The sequence below is a fragment of the Actibacterium sp. MT2.3-13A genome, from assembly GCF_018139985.1.
In the GTDB taxonomy this organism is placed as follows: domain Bacteria; phylum Pseudomonadota; class Alphaproteobacteria; order Rhodobacterales; family Rhodobacteraceae; genus JAGSOU01.
The window spans coordinates 149932-170125 of record NZ_JAGSOU010000002.1 but is presented as its reverse complement, the minus strand read 5'-3'; the positions used below and the strand labels follow the sequence as shown (position 1 = coordinate 170125).

At 68.8% G+C, this 20194-nt stretch carries 19 protein-coding genes; 6 read left to right on the top strand and 13 right to left on the bottom strand.

Annotated features, from left to right (window positions below):
* Window positions 1-237: 237 nt before the first annotated feature.
* Together KCI33_RS02875 and KCI33_RS02870 are read left to right on the top strand one after the other, a co-directional pair.
* Window positions 238-1728, top strand: a complete 1491-nt coding sequence (locus KCI33_RS02875; protein WP_212523244.1) for a helicase HerA-like domain-containing protein — start codon at window positions 238-240, stop codon at window positions 1726-1728.
* 146 nt (window positions 1729-1874) lie between these two features.
* Window positions 1875-2177, top strand: a complete 303-nt coding sequence (locus KCI33_RS02870) for an antibiotic biosynthesis monooxygenase family protein (RefSeq protein WP_212523243.1) — start codon at window positions 1875-1877, stop codon at window positions 2175-2177.
* A gap of 108 nt (window positions 2178-2285) precedes the next feature.
* On the opposite strand, the gene KCI33_RS02865 is transcribed toward KCI33_RS02870, so the two are convergent.
* Genes KCI33_RS02865 through KCI33_RS02850 form a run of 4 tightly spaced genes read right to left on the bottom strand, consistent with a single transcriptional unit; the run spans window position 2286 to window position 6236 of the window.
* Window positions 2286-3602: an HlyC/CorC family transporter gene (locus KCI33_RS02865; protein WP_212523242.1), complete on the bottom strand. Its 1317-nt coding sequence runs from the start codon at window positions 3600-3602 to the stop codon at window positions 2286-2288.
* A 57-nt stretch (window positions 3603-3659) separates the two neighbouring features.
* Window positions 3660-4577, bottom strand: coding sequence for a site-specific tyrosine recombinase XerD (locus tag KCI33_RS02860; protein ID WP_212523241.1), 918 nt, complete (start codon window positions 4575-4577; stop codon window positions 3660-3662).
* Window positions 4574-6106 (bottom strand): hypothetical protein, encoded by a 1533-nt coding sequence (locus KCI33_RS02855; RefSeq protein WP_212523240.1) that lies wholly within the window; start codon window positions 6104-6106, stop codon window positions 4574-4576. Before KCI33_RS02855 ends, KCI33_RS02860 begins: the two co-directional genes overlap by 4 nt.
* On the bottom strand, window positions 6096-6236 hold the full coding sequence (locus KCI33_RS02850; protein WP_212523239.1) for a hypothetical protein: 141 nt from the start codon (window positions 6234-6236) through the stop codon (window positions 6096-6098). Before KCI33_RS02850 ends, KCI33_RS02855 begins: the two co-directional genes overlap by 11 nt.
* A gap of 97 nt (window positions 6237-6333) precedes the next feature.
* On the opposite strand from KCI33_RS02850, the gene KCI33_RS02845 reads away from it, so the two are divergent.
* Window positions 6334-6909, top strand: coding sequence for a shikimate kinase (locus tag KCI33_RS02845; RefSeq protein ID WP_212523238.1), 576 nt, complete (start codon window positions 6334-6336; stop codon window positions 6907-6909).
* A gap of 4 nt (window positions 6910-6913) precedes the next feature.
* On the top strand, window positions 6914-8023 hold the full coding sequence (gene aroB / locus KCI33_RS02840) for a 3-dehydroquinate synthase (RefSeq protein ID WP_212523237.1): 1110 nt from the start codon (window positions 6914-6916) through the stop codon (window positions 8021-8023).
* A 153-nt stretch (window positions 8024-8176) separates the two neighbouring features.
* Here aroB and KCI33_RS02835 read toward each other — a convergent pair whose 3' ends face one another.
* Both KCI33_RS02835 and KCI33_RS02830 read right to left on the bottom strand, forming a co-directional pair.
* On the bottom strand, window positions 8177-9256 hold the full coding sequence (locus tag KCI33_RS02835; RefSeq protein WP_212523236.1) for a site-2 protease family protein: 1080 nt from the start codon (window positions 9254-9256) through the stop codon (window positions 8177-8179).
* Between the two features lie 30 nt (window positions 9257-9286).
* Window positions 9287-9802, bottom strand: a complete 516-nt coding sequence (locus tag KCI33_RS02830) for a single-stranded DNA-binding protein (protein ID WP_212523235.1) — start codon at window positions 9800-9802, stop codon at window positions 9287-9289.
* A 163-nt stretch (window positions 9803-9965) separates the two neighbouring features.
* On the opposite strand from KCI33_RS02830, the gene KCI33_RS02825 reads away from it, so the two are divergent.
* Entirely contained in the window at window positions 9966-10559 is a 594-nt protein-coding gene (locus KCI33_RS02825; RefSeq protein WP_212523234.1) for a lytic transglycosylase domain-containing protein, read from the top strand.
* A 23-nt stretch (window positions 10560-10582) separates the two neighbouring features.
* Here KCI33_RS02825 and KCI33_RS02820 read toward each other — a convergent pair whose 3' ends face one another.
* From KCI33_RS02820 to miaA, 7 genes are all read right to left on the bottom strand, one after another.
* Window positions 10583-10918, bottom strand: a complete 336-nt coding sequence (locus KCI33_RS02820) for an antibiotic biosynthesis monooxygenase (RefSeq protein ID WP_212523233.1) — start codon at window positions 10916-10918, stop codon at window positions 10583-10585.
* Window positions 10919-10966: 48 nt separating this feature from the next.
* Entirely contained in the window at window positions 10967-13051 is a 2085-nt protein-coding gene (locus KCI33_RS02815; RefSeq protein WP_212523232.1) for an ABC transporter ATP-binding protein, read from the bottom strand.
* 12 nt (window positions 13052-13063) lie between these two features.
* Window positions 13064-14476: an ABC transporter permease gene (locus tag KCI33_RS02810; protein ID WP_212523231.1), complete on the bottom strand. Its 1413-nt coding sequence runs from the start codon at window positions 14474-14476 to the stop codon at window positions 13064-13066.
* A 19-nt stretch (window positions 14477-14495) separates the two neighbouring features.
* A complete protein-coding gene (locus tag KCI33_RS02805) occupies window positions 14496-15542 on the bottom strand; it encodes an ABC transporter permease (RefSeq protein ID WP_212523230.1) in 1047 nt (348 codons plus the stop codon).
* A gap of 113 nt (window positions 15543-15655) precedes the next feature.
* Window positions 15656-17317 carry an ABC transporter substrate-binding protein gene (locus KCI33_RS02800; RefSeq protein WP_212523229.1) on the bottom strand — a complete coding sequence of 554 codons (1662 nt, stop codon included), beginning with the start codon at window positions 17315-17317 and terminating at the stop codon, window positions 15656-15658.
* A gap of 244 nt (window positions 17318-17561) precedes the next feature.
* Window positions 17562-18347, bottom strand: coding sequence for an AraC family transcriptional regulator (locus KCI33_RS02795; protein ID WP_212523228.1), 786 nt, complete (start codon window positions 18345-18347; stop codon window positions 17562-17564).
* Between the two features lie 140 nt (window positions 18348-18487).
* A complete protein-coding gene (miaA, locus tag KCI33_RS02790) occupies window positions 18488-19360 on the bottom strand; it encodes a tRNA (adenosine(37)-N6)-dimethylallyltransferase MiaA (RefSeq protein WP_212523227.1) in 873 nt (290 codons plus the stop codon).
* 89 nt (window positions 19361-19449) lie between these two features.
* On the opposite strand from miaA, the gene pyrH reads away from it, so the two are divergent.
* Window positions 19450-20187: a UMP kinase gene (gene pyrH, locus KCI33_RS02785; RefSeq protein ID WP_212523226.1), complete on the top strand. Its 738-nt coding sequence runs from the start codon at window positions 19450-19452 to the stop codon at window positions 20185-20187.
* Window positions 20188-20194 lie beyond the last annotated feature (7 nt).

Sequence of the window (20194 nt, the reverse complement as noted above, 5' to 3'; positions counted from 1 at the left end):
ATTGAACGTGACGCTACGGCCTTTGCCCCAACCCGTCAACAGAGAATATTTGGGCGTTCAGCTCAATGTTTTCGCATGAAAAAAAGACCGCGCCGGATGCGGCGCGGCCAGTCCCACAGGGAGGAAGCCCGGCCCGGCCGCAGGACGCGGCCGTCTCCGGTGCATGCAGACTGGCACGGCGGCGTTAAGATTGTATGGTGGAGCCGGGCGCATCGCGACAGGCAGGAGGGGCGCGACATGGCGGACGGGGTGTTCATCGGCGGCGGCGGCGAGGGCTATGCGCTGGCGCAGAACCTGTTGCTGGAATATGCCAACCGGCACGGCCTGATCGCGGGGGCCACGGGCACCGGCAAGACGGTGACCCTGCAGATCCTGGCCGAGGGGTTCTCGGCCGCGGGTGTTCCGGTCTTCCTGTCCGACGTGAAGGGTGATCTCTCCGGGTTGGGGGCGGCCGGCTCGGTCGACTTCAAGCTCCACGACGCCTTCACGAAACGCGCGCAGACCATCGGGCTCGACCTGTCCTACCGCGCCGCGCCGGTCACCTTCTGGGATCTTTTCGGCGAACAGGGCCACCCGATCCGCACCACCGTGGCCGAAATGGGCCCGCTGCTGATCTCGCGCCTGCTGGAGCTGAGCGAGCCGCAGGAGGGCATCCTGAACATCGCCTTCCGCGTGGCCGACGAACAGGGCCTGCCGCTGCTGGACCTCAAGGACCTGCAATCGCTGCTGGTCTGGGTGGGCGAGAACCGCGCCGCGCTCAGCCTGCGCTACGGCAATGTCTCGGCGGCCTCGATCGGCGCCATTCAGCGCCGGCTTCTGGTGCTGGAGAACCAGGGTGGCGCGCAGCTGTTCGGCGAGCCGGCGCTGGCGCTCTCCGACCTGATGCTGCGCGATGCCGACGGGCGGGGGCGGGTCAACATCCTCGCCGCCGACAAGCTGATGGCCGCGCCGCGGCTCTACGCCACCTTCCTGCTGTGGCTGCTGTCGGAGCTGTTCGAAGAACTGCCCGAGGTCGGCGACCCCGACAGGCCGAAACTGGTCTTCTTCTTCGACGAGGCGCATCTGCTGTTCGACGACGCCCCCAAGGCGCTGATCGACAAGGTCGAGCAGGTGGCCCGCCTGATCCGTTCCAAGGGGGTGGGGGTCTATTTCATTACCCAGAACCCCGCCGACGTGCCCGCGGACATCCTCGGTCAGCTCGGCAACCGCATCCAGCACGCGCTGCGCGCCTTCACCGCGCGCGACCGCAAGGCGCTGCGCCTCGCCGCCGAGACCTACCGCGACAACCCCCGCTTCGACATCGAAACCGCGATCCGCGAGGTCGGCGTGGGCGAGGCCGTCACCTCCCTGCTGGAGCGCAAGGGCACCCCCGGCATGGCCGAGCGCACGCTGATCCGCCCGCCCGCCAGCCAGCTCGGCCCGATCGATCCGGACCTGCGCGCGCGGCTGATCGCCGCCTCGCCGCTGGCCGGCAAATACGAGACCCGCCTCGACCGCGACTCCGCCCATGAGATGCTGGCCCGCCGGGCCGCTCAGGCCGCCACCGAAACCGCCCCGCGCGAATTCAGCGCCGCGCGCCGCTATTCCGGCGGCCGCAGTCGCCGCGAACCGCCTGCCGACGACACGCTCGCCTCGGCGCTGCAAACCGCGCTCGTCAAGGAACTCAAGGGCACCACCGGCCGCCGCCTCGTGCGGGGCCTTTTCGGCACCCTGCTCAAGCGCCGCTGACCGCCTTCTCCCTGGCCCGAATACTCTGGCAGCAAGTGGCCCCGCAGGGGTCAGAGCGGGCAAAGCCCCCGGATCTCAAACGAAGGGCGCCAACTGTGGTATGATTGCCCGGTCACGAGGTTTTCGATCACCAGGGAGGGGAAACCATGGCTGCTTTCAACGTCGTTCGCATGAAGCTGAAACCCGGGGAGGAGGACGCCTTCGTCGCATTCCACCGGGGCCGGGATATCAGCGCGTTCAAGGGGATGAAATCATTCCATCTGGTCAAGACGGGAGACGGCGAATTCGTCGTCATCGGCGAATGGGAAGACATCGACGCGCTGATCGCCGCGCGTCCGCAGATGATTGCCACGCTCGACGGCGTTCGTGACAAGCTTGAGGATCTGGGCGGCGGACTGGGGCTGACCGATCCACGCTCCGGCACGGCCGTCGTCTCCCTCGGCGTCTGATCCGCGCCGGTCGCAAGCGGCGCGCTCTTCATCTGGCCTAAAATATCCTGGGGGTGAATGGCCCCGAAGGGGCCAGAGGGGGCAAAGCCCCCTCGACCGGGCCCTTCCTTACAGCGGCCGGATCTTCAGCCGCGTGATGCGGTTCTCCTTGCGCGCGCTGACCTCGAAGCGGAAGCCGTGGAACGAGAACACCTGCCCCTCGCTGGGGATCATCTGCGCCTCGTGGATCACCAGCCCGGCGACGGTGTTGGCCTCGTCGTCGGGCAGCGACCAGTCGGTCGCGCGGTTGAGGTCGCGGATGGTCATCGCCCCGTCCACCAGCAGCGCGCCGTCCTCGGTGCGCCGGATCGGGTGCTCGGCGTTGATGTCGAACTCGTCGGTGATCTCGCCCACGATCTCCTCGAGGATGTCCTCCAGCGTGATCAGCCCCTGCAGCGCGCCGTATTCGTCCACCACCAGCGCGAAATGGGTGTGCCGGCGCAGGAACTCGCGCATCTGGTCGTCGAGCGTGGTGGTCTCGGGCACGAAATAGGGCTTCATCGCCACGTCGGTCACGCGGAAGTTCCGCAGCCCCTCTTCCGAGGCCTCAGGCCCGCGCAGCAGCTTGTCCACCGCGCGCAGCAGGTCCTTGGCATGGACCACGCCGACGATGTTCTCGGGGTCGCCGCGGAACACCGGCAGGCGGGTGTGCGGCGAGGACAGGCATTGCGACAGGATCGCCTCGGGGTCGTCGTCGGCATCCACCATCTCGATCTGCGAGCGGTGGAGCATGATCTCCTCGATATAGCGCTCGCTGAGGTCCAGCGCGCCGAGGATGCGGTCGCGCTCCTCCTTCTCCACCACGCCTTCGGAGCGGCCGATCTGCAGCGCGCCGGCGATTTCCTCGCGCACGGCGAGGATGTGGCTGTCGGGATCGGTCTTGACCCCGAAGAGCGACAGCACCTGCCGCACGAAGGCGCGCACCGCGCCCACCAGCGGCGAGAACAGCAGGATCACGACCCGGATCGGCCCGGCCACCCGCGCGGCGGCCAGTTCGGCATTGGTGATCGCATAGGTCTTGGGCAGAACCTCGGCGAAGATCAGGACGAGGAAGGTCATTACCAGCGTCGCCAGCGCCACGCCGCCCTCGCCGAACAGCCGGGTGAACAGCGCCGTGGCCAGCGAGGTGGCCAGGATGTTCACCAGGTTGTTGCCCAGCAGGACCGAGCCGATCAGCCTCTCGTTGTCCTCGGTGATCTTCAGCGCGGCGATGGCGCCGGGATTGCCCCGGTCGGCCTGGCTGCGCAGCTTGCCGCGCGAGGCCGCGGTCAGCGCGGTCTCGGAGCCCGAGAAGAAGGCCGACAGCAGCAGCAGCACCAGGATGCCGCCCGTGGTTAGCCAGAAGGCGGCGTCGAGTGTGGCTGGGAAACCGGGTGTGCTGTCCATCGTGATCCTCGTGGCGGTGTGGCAACGTTTATGGGGGCGCGGGGGCGGGCGATCAAGTCAGGGCTCGCGCGCCAGCGGGTGATGCTCCAGCACCAGCGCCTTGAGCCGCTCGTCCAGGACATGGGTGTAGATCTCGGTGGTCGAGATATCGGCATGTCCCAGCAAGGTCTGGATCGCGCGCAGATCGGCGCCACCCTCCAGCAGGTGGGTGGCGAAGGCATGGCGCAGGGTGTGCGGCGTGACCTTCGCCGGATCGACCCCGCCCGCCAGGGCCAGCTCCTTGACCAGCGCGTAGAAGCGGTGGCGCGTCAGGTGCCCCTCCTTGCCGCGCGAGGGGAAGAGGAAGCGGCTGGCCGGCCTGCCCTCGGCCTTGGCGGCGTCCTCGGCCTCGTCGCGGCGGGCCAGCCAGGCGGCCAGCGCCGCCTGCGCCGGGGGCGAGAGGGGGACCATGCGTTCCTTGCCGCCCTTGCCGCGGATCAGCAGCATCCGCGGGTTGCCGCGCGCGGCGGCGGCGGGCAGGCCCACCAGCTCGCTCACCCGCATGCCGGTGGCGTAGAGCAGTTGCATCAGGCAGGCGTTGCGCAGCGCGTCGCGGCCCTGCGCGGCGGCCTCCAGCAGACGGTCCACCTCGGCGTGGCTCAGGGTCTTGGGCAGGCGCTTGGCCTTGCCCGGCCCCTTGATCTGCAACGCCGGGTTGTCGGCGCGCCAGCCCTCCTCATAGGCGAAGCGGTAAAGCTGCCGGATCGCCGAAAGGCGCCGCGCGCGGGTGGCGCGCGCCAGACCCTGGGCGTCGCAATGCACCAGGTAGCCCTCGATCTGCGCGCGGCTGGCGGTGGCCAGGTCGCGCCCGTTCAGCCAGCCCGCGAAATCCTTCAGGTCGCGGGCATAGGCCAGCAGCGTGTTCTGCGCGGCGTCGAGTTCGGCCGCCTGGGCCTCAAGGAAGGTCTGGATCCAGCGGGCGGCCTCGGGGGTCATGCCTTGGGCTCCAGGATCACGATCTGCAGGGCCGCGCGGCGGGCCGCGTCCTCCAGCCCCACGGCGCGCAGCAGCGCCACGCCCGCGGTCAGGTCGCCCAGGTCGCCCACCGCCCCCGTGCCGATCAGGGCGATCGCGTTCAACAGCGCCTCGCCCAGCCGGCCGCGCTCCAGCAGCGCGCCGAGCTGCGGGCCGGGATCCGCGCCGGCGAAGGCCTCGGCCAGCGCGGCGGCGGCAGGGGTGGGGGGCTCAAGCCCGCTCACATCGCCGCGCGCCAGCCCGGCCAGGAACGCCTCGCGCGGGGTGTCGGGCCGATGCGCGGCGGCCACCGCCTCGTAGCTGTCGGACAGCAGCCCGATGCGGAAGGCCAGCGCGCGCGGCACGTCGCTGAGCGGCAGGCGCGCCAGCCGCTCGCCGTAGAGCGTGGCGAAGGGCACCTCCAGGCCCGCCTCCTCCATCGCGGCCCAGGCCGAGGGCAGGGCGCGCGCCACCGCGCCGGGATCGCCCGACAGCAGCGCCACGTCGAAGGCCTGGACCGCCTCGACCCGGTCCCAGACCCCGCCCGAGGCCGCCGGCATCCGCTCGGTATAGATCCCGAGCAGGCGGTTGGCGTCGATCGCGCCGCTGCGCGCCAGCCGCTCGGCGGCCTCGATCCGCGCCTTCCAGCCGGCGGTGAAGCGCAGGTCGGACTGCGCGAAGGCCAGCGGCAGGGTGGTGGTGGGCAGCGCCTCGCCGATCGCCTCGAACATGCGGAAGAACAGCGGGTTGGGATGCGACGGCACGGGCAGGGGCGGTTCGCCCTCGAACAGCTCGGGATCGAGGAAGCGGATCAGCAGCGCGTCCTCCTCCTCGGTGACGAAGCCGAGCGCCTTGGCGGTGTCCAGCGTCAGCAGCGCCGCGTTCCAGTCGCCGCCGCGCGCAAGGCAGAAGATGCGGGCGGGAAAGGTCGGCGCGATGTCGGGGGCGGCGCGCATCGCGGCGCAGGCCCGGTCCTCGTGGCCGGTCAGCAGCGAGACGTCGAACCAGCGCCGGAACAGCGCCGCGTCGGTCGGGCCCGCGCGCTCCAGCAGCGCCTGCGCCTGGTCGAGCGCCCCCAGCGCCAGCAGCGTGTCGAGCCGGGCCAGAAGCAGCCGCCCGTCCTGCGTGCTGCCGGCGGGCGGGTCCAGTTCGGCCAGCAGAAGGGTGTAGAGCAGCCCCGCCGTGGCCGGCAGGCGCGGCGCGCGCTTGGCCTGGATCAGGCGCACCAGTTCGTCGATGTCGCTGTCGCCCCATGCGTCGGCCGGCAGGCCGGTGACGGCGGGCGGCAGCAGGCCCACTGCATCCAGCCGCGGACCGTCGAGGGCGGTGACGCTGATCTGCTCGGGCGCGGCGCCGTGGACTTCCTCACCGGGGCGGGGCTGGGCCGGGGCCGCGGGCTCGGCGACCGAATCCGACAGCCAGTCGATGGCCGACAACGGCGGCTCGGCGCGCGCCGGCCCGGCGAGCGCAAGACCGACGCACAGCGCCCGCGCGGCGCGCTTAATCGACATCGAGCGTCACCGGCACGCTGACCTCGTGCCGCTCGGGCGCCATGTTGCCCAATCCCAGATAGGCGAATCCCGCCAGCCCGATCAGGCCGAGGATTGCCAGGAAGACGAGTGCCTTGAAAATCCGCCTCATAGAACTGCCTCTTTTTCTGTCCCGTTGCTGCGCGAATGCCGCGCTTGTCACGATTATATATGGCATTTCCCGCGACTTCACGCCATTCAGGGGGCCGATGCGAAAATCAGGCAGGAGGGCGCCCATCTTGGGCTGGCGGCTGAAAAAGACGATCGTGATGGTGGGCATGATGGGCGCGGGCAAGACGGCGGTGGGAACCGCGCTGGCCCGGCGGCTGGAGGTGCCCTTCCTCGACAGCGACGAAGAGATCGTCAAGGCCGCAAACATGTCCATCGCCGAGATTTTCGAGCGCGACGGCGAGGCGTTCTTCCGCGAGAAGGAAAGCCAGGTCATCGCCCGCCTGCTGGACGAGGAGCGCGGCGTGCTGTCCACCGGCGGCGGCGCCTTCCTGTCGGAGCGCAATCGCCGCATCATCACGGAAAAGGGCGTGTCGGTCTGGCTGAAGGCCGATCTGGAGTTGCTGTGGAACCGCGTCCGCCACCGCGACACGCGCCCGCTGCTGCGCACCGCGAACCCCTACCAGACGCTCGCCGATATCCACGCGGCACGGGTGCCGTTCTACGAACAGGCCGATCTGGTGGTCGAGGGGCGCCCGGAATATTCGATCGAGGACATGACCGACGCCGTGATCGCCGCGCTCGAGACGCGGCCGGACGTGCTGGAAAGGACCTGAGAACATGCAGACCGTTCACGTTCCACTGGAGGGCCGCGCCTACGACATCCGCATCGGCGAGGGGCTGATCGGCCGCGCAGGGCAGGAAATCGCGCCGCTTCTCAGCCGGCCCCGGGTGGCGGTGATCACCGACGAGACCGTGGCCGCCCTGCATCTGGACGCCCTGCGCGCGGGGCTGGCCGGGGCGGACATCGAGATGGTCGCTCTGGCCCTGCCGCCGGGCGAGGCCACCAAGGGGTGGGAGCAGTTCAGCCGCGCCGTGGAATGGCTGATCGAACAGAAGGTCGAGCGCCGCGACATGGTGCTGGCCTTCGGCGGCGGGGTGATCGGCGATCTGGCGGGCTTCGCCGCGGCCGTTCTTCGCCGCGGCGTTCGCTTCGTTCAGGTGCCCACGACGCTGCTCGCGCAGGTGGACAGCTCGGTCGGCGGCAAGACCGGCATCAATTCGCCCCTCGGCAAGAACCTGATCGGGGCCTTTCACCAGCCCAGCCTCGTGCTGGCCGATATCGGCATCCTCGGCACGCTGACGGCGCGCGATTTCCTGGCTGGCTATGGCGAGGTGGTGAAATACGGGCTGCTGGGCGACGCCGAGTTCTTCGAATGGCTCGAGGCGAACGGCCCGGCGCTGGCGGCCGGCGACATGGCCGCGCGCGCCTACGCGGTGCGCCGCTCCTGCGAGATGAAGGCCGAGATCGTGGTGCGCGACGAGACCGAGCAGGGCGACCGCGCGCTGCTGAACCTCGGCCACACCTTCTGCCACGCGCTGGAGGCCGCGACCGGCTATTCGGACCGGCTGCTGCACGGCGAGGGGGTGGCGATCGGTTGCGCGCTGGCGTTCGAGCTGTCGGCGCGGATGGGGCTGTGTGCCCAGGAGGAGCCCTCGCGTGTGCGCGCGCATCTGGCCGAGATGGGCATGAAAAAGGATCTGGCCGACATCCCCGGCGACCTGCCCGGAACGGAGGCCCTGATCGGGCTGATGGCGCAGGACAAGAAGGTGCTCGACGGCAAGCTGCGCTTCATTCTTGCGCGCGGCATCGGGCGGGCCTTCGTGACCTCGGAAGTGGACCGCGAGGCGCTGCGCGCGGTGCTGGACGAGGCGCTGGCCGCGCGCTGAGCCGCGGCACCATGAAACGCTCCCGCAGGGCGCGGATATACTGCCAGTGACAAGAGCCGCGCGCAGAGGTTCGTGCGCCTGGGGCGGTGCCTGCCCCCGATTGGCGCGATCGCGCCCTCACCGTGGGGAGGGGCGGCGCTGCCCGGGCGGACGCTAGCGCTCCTGCCCGCTGACGACCATCAGTTCGCCGATGTTCTCGCGCGTGATGTAGCCGACCATCCGCCCGTCGCGTGCGACCACCGCCACCGCCGCGGCGGTCTCCTGGAACAGCGCGTCCAGCGCGGCGTCCAGAGGCGCGGTCAGCGCGACGCTGGGCGGCGGGCCGGCCATGATCTCGCCGACATGATGCGGCGGCTGCGCGCTGTTGAGCGCGGTGAAGAGCGCGCCGCGGGTCAGCACGCCCTCGGGCCGGCCCCCGGCGTCGAGCACCGGAAATTCGTGCTGCGTGGTTCGGATCAGGGCGTTGCTGGCGGCCTGAAGGCTGTCGTCGCGGCGGAGGGATTCGAAGCTGGTGATCATCGCATCGCGCGCCCGCAGGCTGCGCGCCGCCGCGCGCAGCGCCACGTCCGAACGTTCGGCCGCCGCCGCCATGAAGATGAACACCGCGATCAACAGCAGGATCGGGTTGCCCCCGGTCAGGCCGAGGAAGCCGAAGAGGAAGGCCAGCACCTGCCCCGCACCGGCCGCGACGCGGGTCGCCTTGACCCGGCTCATCCCCATCGCCAGCACCGCGCGCAGCACCCGCCCGCCATCCATCGGGAAGGCCGGCAACAGGTTGAACAGCGCCAGGAACAGGTTGACCGCGGCCAGCCGCTCGACGATGCCGACGCCCGGATCCTCGATCGCGCCGAGGGCGTCGATCTGGGACTGCACGCCGGTGATCAGCGTCAGCGCCGCCCAGATCGCCACGTTGACGGCGGGACCGGCCAGCGCCACCGCGATCTCGCGCAGCGGCTTTTCGGGCAGGCGTTCCAGCCGGGCCATGCCGCCGATCGGCAGCAGGGTGATGTCGGGGGTCCTGATGCCGTAGCGCCGCGCGGTCAGGGCATGGCCGAACTCATGCGCCACCACGCAGGCGAAAAGCGCCACGATGAACAGCACGTTCTCCACCGCCGCCGCCGGGCCGCCCTCGGCATAGGCGACCGCCCCCACCCAGAGCAGCAGCAGGAAGAAGGTGGCGTGCACCCTCAACTCCGAGCCGAACAGCCGTCCGATGGGGAAGGACCATGTCATCGCGTCGCCCTCCGCGGGCTGGGGAAGTCCTTAGAACGGGATCTCGTCGTCGAGATCGCGCGAGGGGGAGGGTGCGCCGCCGCCCATTGCGCCCTGGTCGTAGCCGCCCGGCGCCCCCTGGTCGTAGCCGCCCGAGGGCGCGCCGTAGCCGCCGCCGCCCGCGCCGTAGCCGCCCGATTGCCCGCCGCCTTCGCCGCGGCCGTCGAGCATGATCAGCGTGCCGTTGAACCCTTGCAGGACGACCTCGGTGGAATAGCGGTCCTGGCCCGACTGGTCCTGCCATTTGCGGGTCTGAAGCTGGCCCTCGATATAGACCTTCGAGCCCTTGTGGAGATATTGCTCGCAGACCCGCACGAGGCCCTCGGAAAAGATCGCGACCGAGTGCCACTCGGTCTTTTCGCGGCGCTCGCCGGTGTTGCGGTCTTTCCAGGTTTCCGAGGTGGCGATGCGCAGGTTGCACACCTTGCCGCCATTCTGGAAGCTGCGCACCTCGGGGTCGCGGCCCAGATTGCCCACCAGGATTACCTTGTTCACCGAACCTGCCATGTGTCGCTCCCCGAATCTGCGTGTGTCTGGTCCTAGGGTTACACCACCCCATCAGCGTTAATGGAAGGTCAAATCGCGCGGCCCTTTCGGCAAGAAGTTGCCCGGGGACTGGTGAAAACCGGGTTTTGCGTTATATTGCGCGCAGATTTCTGAGGGGGGCGACATGTTTGTTCGAAGGGTGGCGATCCTGGCCCTGGCGGGGGGGCTGGCGGCGGGCGCGGCGCTGGCCGACAGCTATTCGGCCAGCTCCAAATCCCGCGCGCGGCTGTTCAAGTCGCAGACCCGGCTTCTCGATACCCGCGCCGCGCAGCAATATTCGAATTCCGTTCGCCTGCAGCCCGCTCCGGTGATCACGCCGTCGAAATTCGGCAGCCCGGCCTATGGGGGCAAATACCGCGGCGAATTCCTGCAGATGGCGCGCAACGCCGCGGCGCTGCACAACGTGCCCGAGGACCTGTTCCTGCGGCTGGTGCAACAGGAAAGCGGCTGGCACCCCGGTGCGAAAAGCCACAAGGGCGCGATCGGGCTGGCGCAGCTGATGCCCGGCACCGCGCGCAAGCTGGGGGTCGATCCCCATGATCCGCGTCAGAACCTCGAGGGCGGGGCGCGCTACCTGCGCCAGCAATACGAGCGGTTCGGCAACTGGCGTCTGGCGCTGGCGGCCTATAACGCCGGCCCCGAGGCGGTGCAGAAACACGGCGGCGTGCCGCCCTATAGCGAGACCCGGAACTACGTCCGCGCGATCTGGGGCAGCTAGGCGCCTTTCCGACGGAATGACGCTCAGCGCCCCTCGGGCCCGTCATAGGCACGTTCCACCCGCGCCACGCGCAGGGTGTAATGCTCATACCACCGCTCGTGCCCCAGTTTCTGCGCCAGCAGGTGCCGGGCCTGCTGTTTCCAGGCGATCAGCGCGGCCTCGTCGGCCCAGTAGCTGACGGTGATGCCGAGGCCGGTCTCGTCGCGGGTGCTTTCCATGCCCAGATAGCCGGGCCGGGCGGCCGCGAGCGCCGACATCTCGTCGGCCATCGCGGCGTAGCCGTGATCGCCCGCGCTCCGCTGCGCGGTGAAGATCACGGCGTAATAGGGGGGCTCGGGCAGGGGGGCGAAACGGCTCATGGCCCCGCCATAGCAGAAACGCGCCGCCAAATCATCCGGGCCCTTGCGTCACTCCGCGGCGATCCGGATCACCGGCTCCATCCGGGCCAGCCAGTCCTCGCTGAGGTGGCACTTGATCTGGTGGCCGCCCTGCACTGTGCGGATCGGCGGCACCTGCGTCTCGCACAGCGCGCCCGGCACCTCGGCCTTCCAGCGGCAGCGGGTCTGGAACGGGCAGCCCGGCGGCGGGTCGATCGCCGAGGGCACGTCGCCCTCCAGCACGATGCGCTGTTTCTGGACATGGGTGTCGGCGATGGGCACCGCCGAAAGCAGAGCCTCTGTATAGGGGTGGTAGGGGGGCGAGAACACCTGGTCGGTCGTTCCCATCTCGACCACATGGCCGAGATACATAACCATCACCCGGTCGGCGAGATAGCGCACGATGCTGAGGTCATGGGCGATGAACAGCAGCGTCGTTCTGTTCTCGCGCTGGATCTCAAGCAGCAGGTCGGCCACCGCGGCCTGCACGCTGACGTCCAGCGCCGAGACCGGCTCGTCCGCGACCACGATCCGCGCGCCGCCGGCGAAGGCCCGCGCGATGCCCACGCGCTGTTTCTGCCCGCCCGACAGCTGCCGCGGCATGCGGCCGGCGAATTCGCGGGGCAGTTTCACCAGGTCCAGCAGCTCCAGCATCCTCTGCCGTCGCGCGGCCTCGGTCCCGCCCACGCCGAAGACCTCAAGCGCGCGCATGATCTGCCGGCCCACGCTCATCGCGGGGTTCAGCGTGTCGAACGGGTTCTGGAACACCATCTGGATGTCCGAGACCGTCCTGGTGTCGCGTTTCTGGATGGGGATGTCCTGGATCTCCTGCCCGTCGAGCAGGATCGTGCCGCCCGTGGCGGTCTCCAGCCCCATCAGCACCTTGGCGAAGGTGGACTTGCCGCAACCGGATTCGCCCACGATGGCCAGCGTCTCGCCCTCGCGCGCTTCGAAGGAGAGGGTCTCGTTCGCCTTGACCACCCGTTTCGCGCCGCCGCCGAAGATCTTGCTGGCCGCGACCTCGTAATATTTCCTGAGCTGCTCCATCTTCAGCACGACAGGGCCCGGCTCGGCGGTTTCGCTGCGGGCGGGGGGCGCGGGCGGTGCGCTCCAGTCGATTTCGCGGAATTTCAGGCAGCGGGTCTCGTGGCGGTCATTGCCGTGCACGGGGGTCATGCGGACGTCCTGCGCGTCGCAGCGCCCGGCCTCGAAATAGTCGCAGCGGGGACCGAAGTTGCATCCCGGCGGCCGTTCGTGGGGCAGGGGGAAATTGCCCGGGATCGCCACCAGCGGCCGCGCGTTCTTGTCCGCGCCGGGAAGCGGGATCGAGCGGAACAGCGCCTGCGTGTAGGGGTGCCGCATCTCGTCGAACACGTCCCCGATCGAGCCGCGCTCCACCGCCTCGCCGGAATACATCACGCAGATGCGGTCGCAGGTCTCCAGCACCAGCCCGAGGTTGTGGCTGATGAACAGCATGGATGTGCCGTATTTCCGGCCCAGCTCCTTGACCAGAGCGACGACTGCGGCCTCGACCGTGACGTCGAGCGCGGTGGTGGGTTCGTCTAGGATCAGCAGCGAGGGCTTTGACATCAGCGCCATGGCGATGACGATGCGCTGCTGCTGCCCGCCCGACAGCTGGTGCGGATAGCTGTTCAGGATGCGTTTGGGGTCGGGCAGTTTCACGTCCTCGACCATCGCCAGCGCGCGATCGTAGGCCGCCTTTGCCGACAGGCCCTCGTGGATCATCGGCACTTCCATCAGCTGCCGGCCGACCCGCATGGCGGGGTTCAGGCTGGCCATCGGCTCCTGGTAGATCATCGCGATCTCTGAGCCGCGCAGGCCGCGCAGCTCGGTCTCGGACATCGCGCCGAGGTCGCGGCCCTTGAACCTGATCGTGCCGCCAACGATGCGGCCGTTGACGCCGAGGTCCTGCATCACCCCCAGCGCCACGGTGGACTTGCCGCAGCCGGATTCGCCGACGAGGCCCACCGCCTCGCCCGGCTGCACGGTGACCGAGAAATCCATCACCGCCGGGATCTCGCGCAGCCGCGTGAAGAAGCTGATCGAGAGGCGGTCGATCTCCAGAACCGGGCCGTCATACTGCCATTTCGCCATGATCCCTCTCCCTCAGTCCTTCAGGCTTTCTTCGCGCAGCCCGTCGGCCAGCAGGTTCAGCCCCAGAACGAGGCTCATGATGGCGACGGCGGGCACCAGCGGCGGGAAGGGGAAGAATTGCAGCAACCCCCGGCCCGCGTTGATCGAGGTGCCCCAGTCGGGGCTGTCGGGCGGCAGGCCGAGGCCGAAGAAGCCCAGCGTTCCCAGAAGGATCGTGGTGTAGCCGATGCGCAGGCAGAAATCGACCAGCAGCGGCCCGCGCGCGTTGGGCAGGATCTCCCACAGCATGATGTACCACGCGCCCTCGCCGCGGGTCTGGGCGGCGGCCACATAGTCACGGGTGCGGATGTCCAGCGTCAGACCCCGCACGATACGGAACACGGTGGGCGAATTGACGAAGACCACCGAGACGAAGACGATCAGCACCCCTCCGGGGATGGAGACCAGCCCCAGCGGGTCGGCGTCCCAGGCGAGCCCCAGATAGAGCCAGCCGCCGATCAGCACCGTCAGCCCGACATGGATGTTGCGTGTCATCGGCCTGGTGTGGAACCGGGAATTCCACAGGATCACGAGGAAGACGACCGGAAACAGGAACAGCACCTCCGCCATGTATTTCGGCACGCCCATGGCGATGATCTCGGGCGTGACCAGCAGGAAGAACAGCAGGATCACCGGGAAGGCCAGCACGAGATTGGCAACGAAGGAGAGCGCGGTGTCGAACCTGCCCCCGAGATAGCCCGCGGGCACGCCCAGCGTGATCCCCACCATGAAGGCGAACAGCGTCGCCGCCGGCGCGATGGTCAGCACCACCCGCGCGCCTGCCACCATGCGCGAGAACACGTCGCGCGCCAGCGCGTCGCCGCCCAGCAGGTAGTATCCGTAGACGCCTTCGCCGGGGCTGCGCAGCGGCGTGCCCGGCGCCTTGTTCTTCATCCCCGAGATAACGTCGCCGACCGGGTCATGGGTGACGATCACATCCGCGAAAAGCGCCGAATAGACCCAGAACATCACCAGGGCGAAGCCGATCATCCCCACCCTGTTGTCGAACAGATTGCCGTAGAGCCCCAGCCGGCGCTTGAAGGCGATGGACAGGGCGAAGGTCGCGGCCAGCGCGATCCAGACCGGCAGGAAGCGGGTGGAGATGCGGCCGATGATGCCCTTGGCCTCGACCGGCGCCACGATGCCCGCGACCAGGTAGATCACGATCAGCGCCAGCACGGCGAAAAGGCTCCAGCGCGTCACCCGGCCGGCTGCGGCTGCGGCATGGCTGCCGGCGGCCCCGGCGCCAGGCCGCGCGACGCCACCCAACCGCGCGATCGCCAGCCCGGCATGGGTCAGAATCGACAGCGCCAGCACCGCCACGGCGAGGCCCAGCGCGGGGTTCAGATACGGGCCGATCGCGCCCGTCCAGGTCAAGGGTTCCATCCGTCTGCTCCCCTTTCGCTCAGTTGACGCGGATGCGCGGATTGAGAAGCGCATAGCCGATGTCGGAGATCAGCTGTGTGACCAGCACAACCACCACCGCCACCACCGAGACCGCCATCAGCAGCTCGATGTCGTTGTTCGACGCCCCCTCGACCAGCGCGTTGCCGAAGCCGGGATAGACGAACAGCGCCTCGACGATCACCACGCCGGTCAGCAGCCAGGGAAATTGCAGCATGATCACGGTGAAGGGCGCGATCAGGGCGTTTCTCAGCGCGTGTTTCAGCACGATGTTGCGGAAACTGACGCCCTTCAGCCGGGCGGTGCGGATGTATTGCGCGGTCATCACCTCGGCCATCGAGGCCCGGGTCATGCGCGCGATGTAGCCCATGCCGTACAGCGCGACGGTGATCACCGGCAGGGTGAAGTTTTCGAAGGTGATGCCGTCCACCGCCGATTTCGCCGATCCGGTGAACCATTTCAGCCCGACCATCGAAGAGGCGAAGATCACCACGAAGATCACGCCGGAGACATATTCCGGCGTCGAGGTCGAGGCGATGGCGAAGGTCGAGAGCGTCCGGTCGGTGGCTGAGCCCTCGCGCATCCCCGCCACCACCCCGATGATCAGCGCCATCGGCACCATCACCGCGAAGGCCCAGAACATCAGCATGCCGGTGCGGGCCAGGCGTTCGCCGATCAGCTCCGTCACGGGGACGCGGAACTTGGTGGAATAGCCCCAGTCGCCCTGCAGCACGCCGCAATGGCGCGGGATCGCCCCGTCATCGCCGGCCAGGCGCGCGCAGCGGCCGCTCCGCGTTCCGTTCGCGGCCTCATAGGTGTAGCCCGGCAGCACCCCGAGCCATTCGCCGTAGCGCGCCAGCATCGGCTGGGCGTAGCCGTTGCGCTCCAGCCAGCTGGACACCTCCGCATCGGTGATGCGGGCGCCGAGCTGCGTCTTGGCCAGTTTTTCGAGGTTGGGCGGCAGGTTGGTCAGGAAAAAGACGATCAGCGTCATGCACAGCGCGGTCAGCAGCATCACGCCGAGGCGTTTGAGGATGAATGGTCCCATCTGTTCCCCTGTGGCTTGCCGCGGCCCGGATCGGGCGCGGCTTGCGGTTGTTCATGCCGGCTGTCGCCGGAGGGGCCGGGACGGCGCGCGCGACGCGCGCCGTCCCGGCGCGCTCAGGCCCAGCCCAGATGGTGAACGTTGATCTCGAACTTCGGATGCATCTCGGCGTTGACCACGCCCTCCTTGTAATGGCGGAAGAGCGAGCGCCAGTAGGGGATGATCGCCACGCCCTCGTCGACCATCATCTGCTCCAGGCGGGCCATGACCTCGCGCCGCGTCGCGCTGTCGGCGATGGCGGTCGCCTCGTCGAGCAGCGCGTCGAACTCGGCCGATCGGAAGCCGGTCTCGTTCCACGCCGCGGTCGAGCGGTAGGCAAGATTCAGCAACTGGATGCCGGTCTCGCGGTGGTTCCAGTTGGTCGAGGAGAAGGCGTATTTCTGCCAGTCGTTCCAGAAGGTCGAGCCGGGCATCACCGTGCGCTTCACCTTGAAGCCTGCGTCGCGCAGCTGCGCCGCCACGGCGTCGGTGGTGTTCTTGCGGTAATCGTCGTCGATGGAGATCAGTTCATGCTCGAAATCCATCATTCCGGCCTCCTCCATCAGGCGGCGGGCCTCCTCGACGTTCTTTTCATGCGCGGGGATGTCGGCATGGTCGGGATGCACACCGTTGGCGACGTGGTAGTTGTTGTTCGACACCGTGCCGCGGCCCGAGATGCCCAGCTCCAGCGGGACGTTGTTGTCCACCGCCAGCGCCAGCGCCCGGCGCACGCGCTTGTCGGCGTAGGGCTTGATGCCGCCCACCTCGGTTTCTGCGTTGGGGCGGATGACCACGGTGGCGGCGGTGCCCACCTCGCTTTCGATCCAGCCGATCGAGGCGAAGATGTCGATGAAATCGGATACCGTCTCGTAGGTCACGTCGAACTCGTCGGCGTCGGCGCCGGCCAGCCAGGCCGAGGGGTCGGTGCCGTAATCGAGGAACTCGATCCGGTCGAGATAGGCATTGCCCCAGTAGGCATGCCCGGCGTTGCGGACCAGCACGATCTTTTCGCCGACCTTGAACTCCTCGAACTTGTAGGCGCCGGTGCCCACGCCGTGATCGGCCAGCGAGCTGCCGATCAGGTCGCGGTGCTGGATCGCGGCGGGGTAGTCGGCCATGCCGAACATCAGCGTCCCGTCCGGGGTCAGCGGCTTGACCTTGACGGTGTGGCTGTCCACCACCTCGACCGCGCCGGGGGCGGCCTTGCCGTCCTTGATCAGGGTGCCCACCCGCCCGGTCATCGAGTTGCCCTCGACGGATTCATCGCACCAGCCGATGATGTTGGCGGCCACGTCCTCGGCGGTGAAATCGTCGCCGTTGTTCCACTTGACGCCCTTTCGCAGGTTCAGCGTGTATTCGGTGGCGTTGTCGTTGGCCTCCCAGCTTTCCAGCAGCATACCGTGCAGCGTTCCGTCGCGGCGCACCTCGACGAGGTATTCGAGGATGCCGCGGGTCTCGTTGGCGATCTCGGACCAGTCGTAGGTGCGCGGGTCCTTCAGCTCGCGGCAGTTCATCTGGATCCGCAGCGTGCCGCCCTGCTTCGGCGTGGCCAGTTCGTAGCCCGCCGCGCCGGCGGGGCTGTCGATCCCGCCCAGCGCGTAGGCCGCGGCGGCGGTGGCGCCCATCGCGGTGGCGCGCGACAGGAATTCGCGGCGGCTGAGCAGGCCGGCCCGAAATTCCCCGGCATACATCTTCACTGCGGGGTGCAGCGGTTTGCCGTTGATCGTGGAATGCTTCATGTCTTGCTCCCTGTGAGACGGTGTGACGGTTCTGCTGCGTCGGAGCCCCGCTCCTCGGCCCGGTTGCCGCGGTCTCGGCGGTCGGGCCGGAAAGACAATGCTCCCAGTATAGCCGCATCAGGCCCGCGAGTCGCGCATGGGTCGATCGGCCGGCGCGGCGTGCCGTCGGCTGGAATGCGACATCTGCCTGTAACAAAAACGACATCGCGCCGGAGCGCAACCAAAAGCTTCGATTGTCGAAGCGTCAACCGGCGCGGCGGAAGGCCATCGGCGATTTGCCCGCGCGCTGCTGGAAGGCGCGGGTGAAGTAGGCCGCCGAGGCGAAACCCAGCCCCGCCGCGATCTGCTTGACCGGCAGCCTGGTGTCGGCCAGCAGGCGGCGGGCCTCGGCGATCTTGCGGTCTGCCAGGAAGTCGGAGGCGGTGCGCCCGCAGGTCTCCTTGCACACCCGGGTCAGGTGGGTCGGCGTCACGCCCAGCGCCTGCGCGTAGTCCGAGACCGATTTCTCGGTGCCGAACTCCTGCTCGACCAGCGCGCTGTAGCGCCGCGCCAGCCTCCGGGCGGCGTCCGAGGGGGCCATGGCGTCCTCGTTGGTCAGCAATTGCCGCTCCAGCCACACGCCCAGCAGGCCGGAGAGATGGAGCATGGCGCGGTGGCGCGCCGGGCGGTCGGCGTCGGCCTCGCGCTGGAGCTGTTCGAGGATGCCGGTGATCTCGCCCTGGGCCATGGCGTCGCGGATCCGCAGGTGGCGCGGCGTGTCGGGCAGGTGCAGCCCGTGGTCGCGGGAAAAGAACACCGCCGTGCCGAAGACCTGCGGCGTCATCTCGAAGCCGTGCATGGTGCCGGCCGGGATGAACACCGCGTTATGCGCGCCGTAGCCGCGGGTCACGCCGGCAACGGTGATCCGGCCCTGGCCGCGGGTGAACCACAACAGCTGGTCCACCGAATAGCTGCGCATCGCCTCCACCCGCCAGCGCCCGCCCTGGGCGAGGCGGTGGATCGGGATCAGGCGCAGGTCGGAATCGCTCATGTGCAGGGTCCGGCGGCAAGGGCTGTCGAGGTCGGGCAACCCTATGCGGCTCGATTGTCCTGCGTAAACAAAAATGTTCGAAAAGTGCAGTTCCGCGCGGAAATCGGCTCGGTGTCCGGGTGGAGCGGGCGCGGCGCGGGTTATCCGGCCGCGATCCAGCGCCACGCGCGCATCTTGGAGCGGAACCAGGTGCGCTGCCGCTTGGCGTATTGCCGCGAGGCGGCCTGGGCGGCGGCGCGGGCTTCCTCGAGCGTCATCTCGCCCTTCAGATGGGCGATCAGCTCGGGCGCGCCGATGGCTTTCATCGACAGCAGGGCGGGGTCCCAATGCGCGAGGTTGGCGCGGGCCTCCTCCAGCGCGCCCTCGGCCAGCATCATGTCGAAGCGGCGGTCGATGCGTTCCGCCAGCCAGTCGCGGCCGGCCTCCAGCACCAGCGCCTGCGCCCGGTCGAGCGGCAGCAGCGCCGGCCCGGTGTCGTCCTGCCAGGCGGCCAGGCCGCGCCCGGTGGCGCGCAACACCTCCCAGGCGCGCTGCACGCGCATCGGGTTCAGGGTGTCGACGCGGGCGCGGGTCTGCGCATCCAGTTCGGCCAGCAGGGCCGCGTGCCCCTCCGCCGCGCGGCGGCGGTCGGCCTCGGCGCGGATCTCGGGCGGGGTGGCGGGAATCTCGGCCAGCCCTTCGGTGAGCGCGGTGAAATAGAGCCCGGTGCCGCCGACGATGATCGGGCGCGCGCCGACGCGCAGCAGCGGCGCCACCTCGCGCAGCCAGTGGCCGACGGAATAATCGCCATCCCACGGCACATGCCCGTAGAGGGCATGCGGCGCGCGCGCCTCGTCCGCCTTCGAGGGGCGCGCGGTCAGCACCCGCCAGTTGGCAAACACCTGCAATGCATCGGCATTCACGATCACGCCGCCCTGTTCCTCGGCGATGCGCAGGGCAAGCCCGGACTTGCCGCTGGCGGTGGGCCCGGCGATCAGAACCGGGCGGGCGGGGTCGAGGGTGGTGATATCCATACTGCTTCGGTGCCTGTTCGCCGTTGAACCTCTGGCCCTTTTCCGACATTTTGCGCGCAAGCCAGAACAACCGGACCGGGGAACTAACTATGAGCGACGGCACTGCCAATCAACCGGCGCCCGCCTACAAGCGTGTGCTTCTGAAAATCTCGGGCGAGGCGCTGATGGGTGATCAGGGCTTCGGCCTGCATCCGCCCACCGTCCAGCGTATCGCCCGCGAGGTGAAATCGGTCCATGATCTCGGCGTCGAGATCTGCATGGTGATCGGCGGCGGCAACATCTTCCGCGGGCTGCAGGGCAGCGCGCAGGGGATGGAGCGCACCACCGCCGATTACATGGGGATGCTGGCGACCGTGATGAACGCGCTGGCCATGCAGTCGGCGCTTGAGGGGCTGGGCGTGTTCTGCCGGGTGATCTCGGCCATCCGCATGGACGAGGTGGCCGAGCCCTATATCCGCCGCCGCGCCGTGCGCCACCTGGAAAAGGGCCGGGTCTGCATCTTTGCCGCCGGCACCGGCAACCCCTATTTCACCACCGACACCGCCGCCACCCTGCGCGCCAACGAAATGGCCTGCGAGGCGATCTTCAAGGGCACCAAGGTCGACGGCGTCTACGACAAGGACCCGGCGAAACACGCCGACGCCAAGCGCTTCGACGACATCACCTATGACGACGTGCTGCAAAAGCACCTCGCGGTCATGGATGCCTCGGCGATCGCGCTGGCGCGCGACAACAACCTGCCGATCATCGTGTTCTCGCTGGACGAGCCGGGCGGGTTCCGCGGGATCCTCGCCGGGCAAGGCACCTATACAATCGTGCATGGTTGATTGTATA

Bases quoted from the DNA above. Each gene is read 5' to 3' on its own strand.
- KCI33_RS02875 (WP_212523244.1), top strand. From the start codon at position 238: ATGGCGGACGGGGTGTTCATCGGCGGCGGCGGCGAGGGCTATGCGCTG.
- KCI33_RS02870 (WP_212523243.1), top strand. From the start codon at position 1,875: ATGGCTGCTTTCAACGTCGTTCGCATGAAGCTGAAACCCGGGGAGGAG.
- KCI33_RS02865 (WP_212523242.1), bottom strand. From the start codon at position 3,602: ATGGACAGCACACCCGGTTTCCCAGCCACACTCGACGCCGCCTTCTGG.
- KCI33_RS02860 (WP_212523241.1), bottom strand. From the start codon at position 4,577: ATGACCCCCGAGGCCGCCCGCTGGATCCAGACCTTCCTTGAGGCCCAG.
- KCI33_RS02855 (WP_212523240.1), bottom strand. From the start codon at position 6,106: ATGTCGATTAAGCGCGCCGCGCGGGCGCTGTGCGTCGGTCTTGCGCTC.
- KCI33_RS02850 (WP_212523239.1), bottom strand. From the start codon at position 6,236: ATGAGGCGGATTTTCAAGGCACTCGTCTTCCTGGCAATCCTCGGCCTG.
- KCI33_RS02845 (WP_212523238.1), top strand. From the start codon at position 6,334: ATGCGAAAATCAGGCAGGAGGGCGCCCATCTTGGGCTGGCGGCTGAAA.
- aroB (WP_212523237.1), top strand. From the start codon at position 6,914: ATGCAGACCGTTCACGTTCCACTGGAGGGCCGCGCCTACGACATCCGC.
- KCI33_RS02835 (WP_212523236.1), bottom strand. From the start codon at position 9,256: ATGACATGGTCCTTCCCCATCGGACGGCTGTTCGGCTCGGAGTTGAGG.
- KCI33_RS02830 (WP_212523235.1), bottom strand. From the start codon at position 9,802: ATGGCAGGTTCGGTGAACAAGGTAATCCTGGTGGGCAATCTGGGCCGC.
- KCI33_RS02825 (WP_212523234.1), top strand. From the start codon at position 9,966: ATGTTTGTTCGAAGGGTGGCGATCCTGGCCCTGGCGGGGGGGCTGGCG.
- KCI33_RS02820 (WP_212523233.1), bottom strand. From the start codon at position 10,918: ATGAGCCGTTTCGCCCCCCTGCCCGAGCCCCCCTATTACGCCGTGATC.
- KCI33_RS02815 (WP_212523232.1), bottom strand. From the start codon at position 13,051: ATGGCGAAATGGCAGTATGACGGCCCGGTTCTGGAGATCGACCGCCTC.
- KCI33_RS02810 (WP_212523231.1), bottom strand. From the start codon at position 14,476: ATGGAACCCTTGACCTGGACGGGCGCGATCGGCCCGTATCTGAACCCC.
- KCI33_RS02805 (WP_212523230.1), bottom strand. From the start codon at position 15,542: ATGGGACCATTCATCCTCAAACGCCTCGGCGTGATGCTGCTGACCGCG.
- KCI33_RS02800 (WP_212523229.1), bottom strand. From the start codon at position 17,317: ATGAAGCATTCCACGATCAACGGCAAACCGCTGCACCCCGCAGTGAAG.
- KCI33_RS02795 (WP_212523228.1), bottom strand. From the start codon at position 18,347: ATGAGCGATTCCGACCTGCGCCTGATCCCGATCCACCGCCTCGCCCAG.
- miaA (WP_212523227.1), bottom strand. From the start codon at position 19,360: ATGGATATCACCACCCTCGACCCCGCCCGCCCGGTTCTGATCGCCGGG.
- pyrH (WP_212523226.1), top strand. From the start codon at position 19,450: ATGAGCGACGGCACTGCCAATCAACCGGCGCCCGCCTACAAGCGTGTG.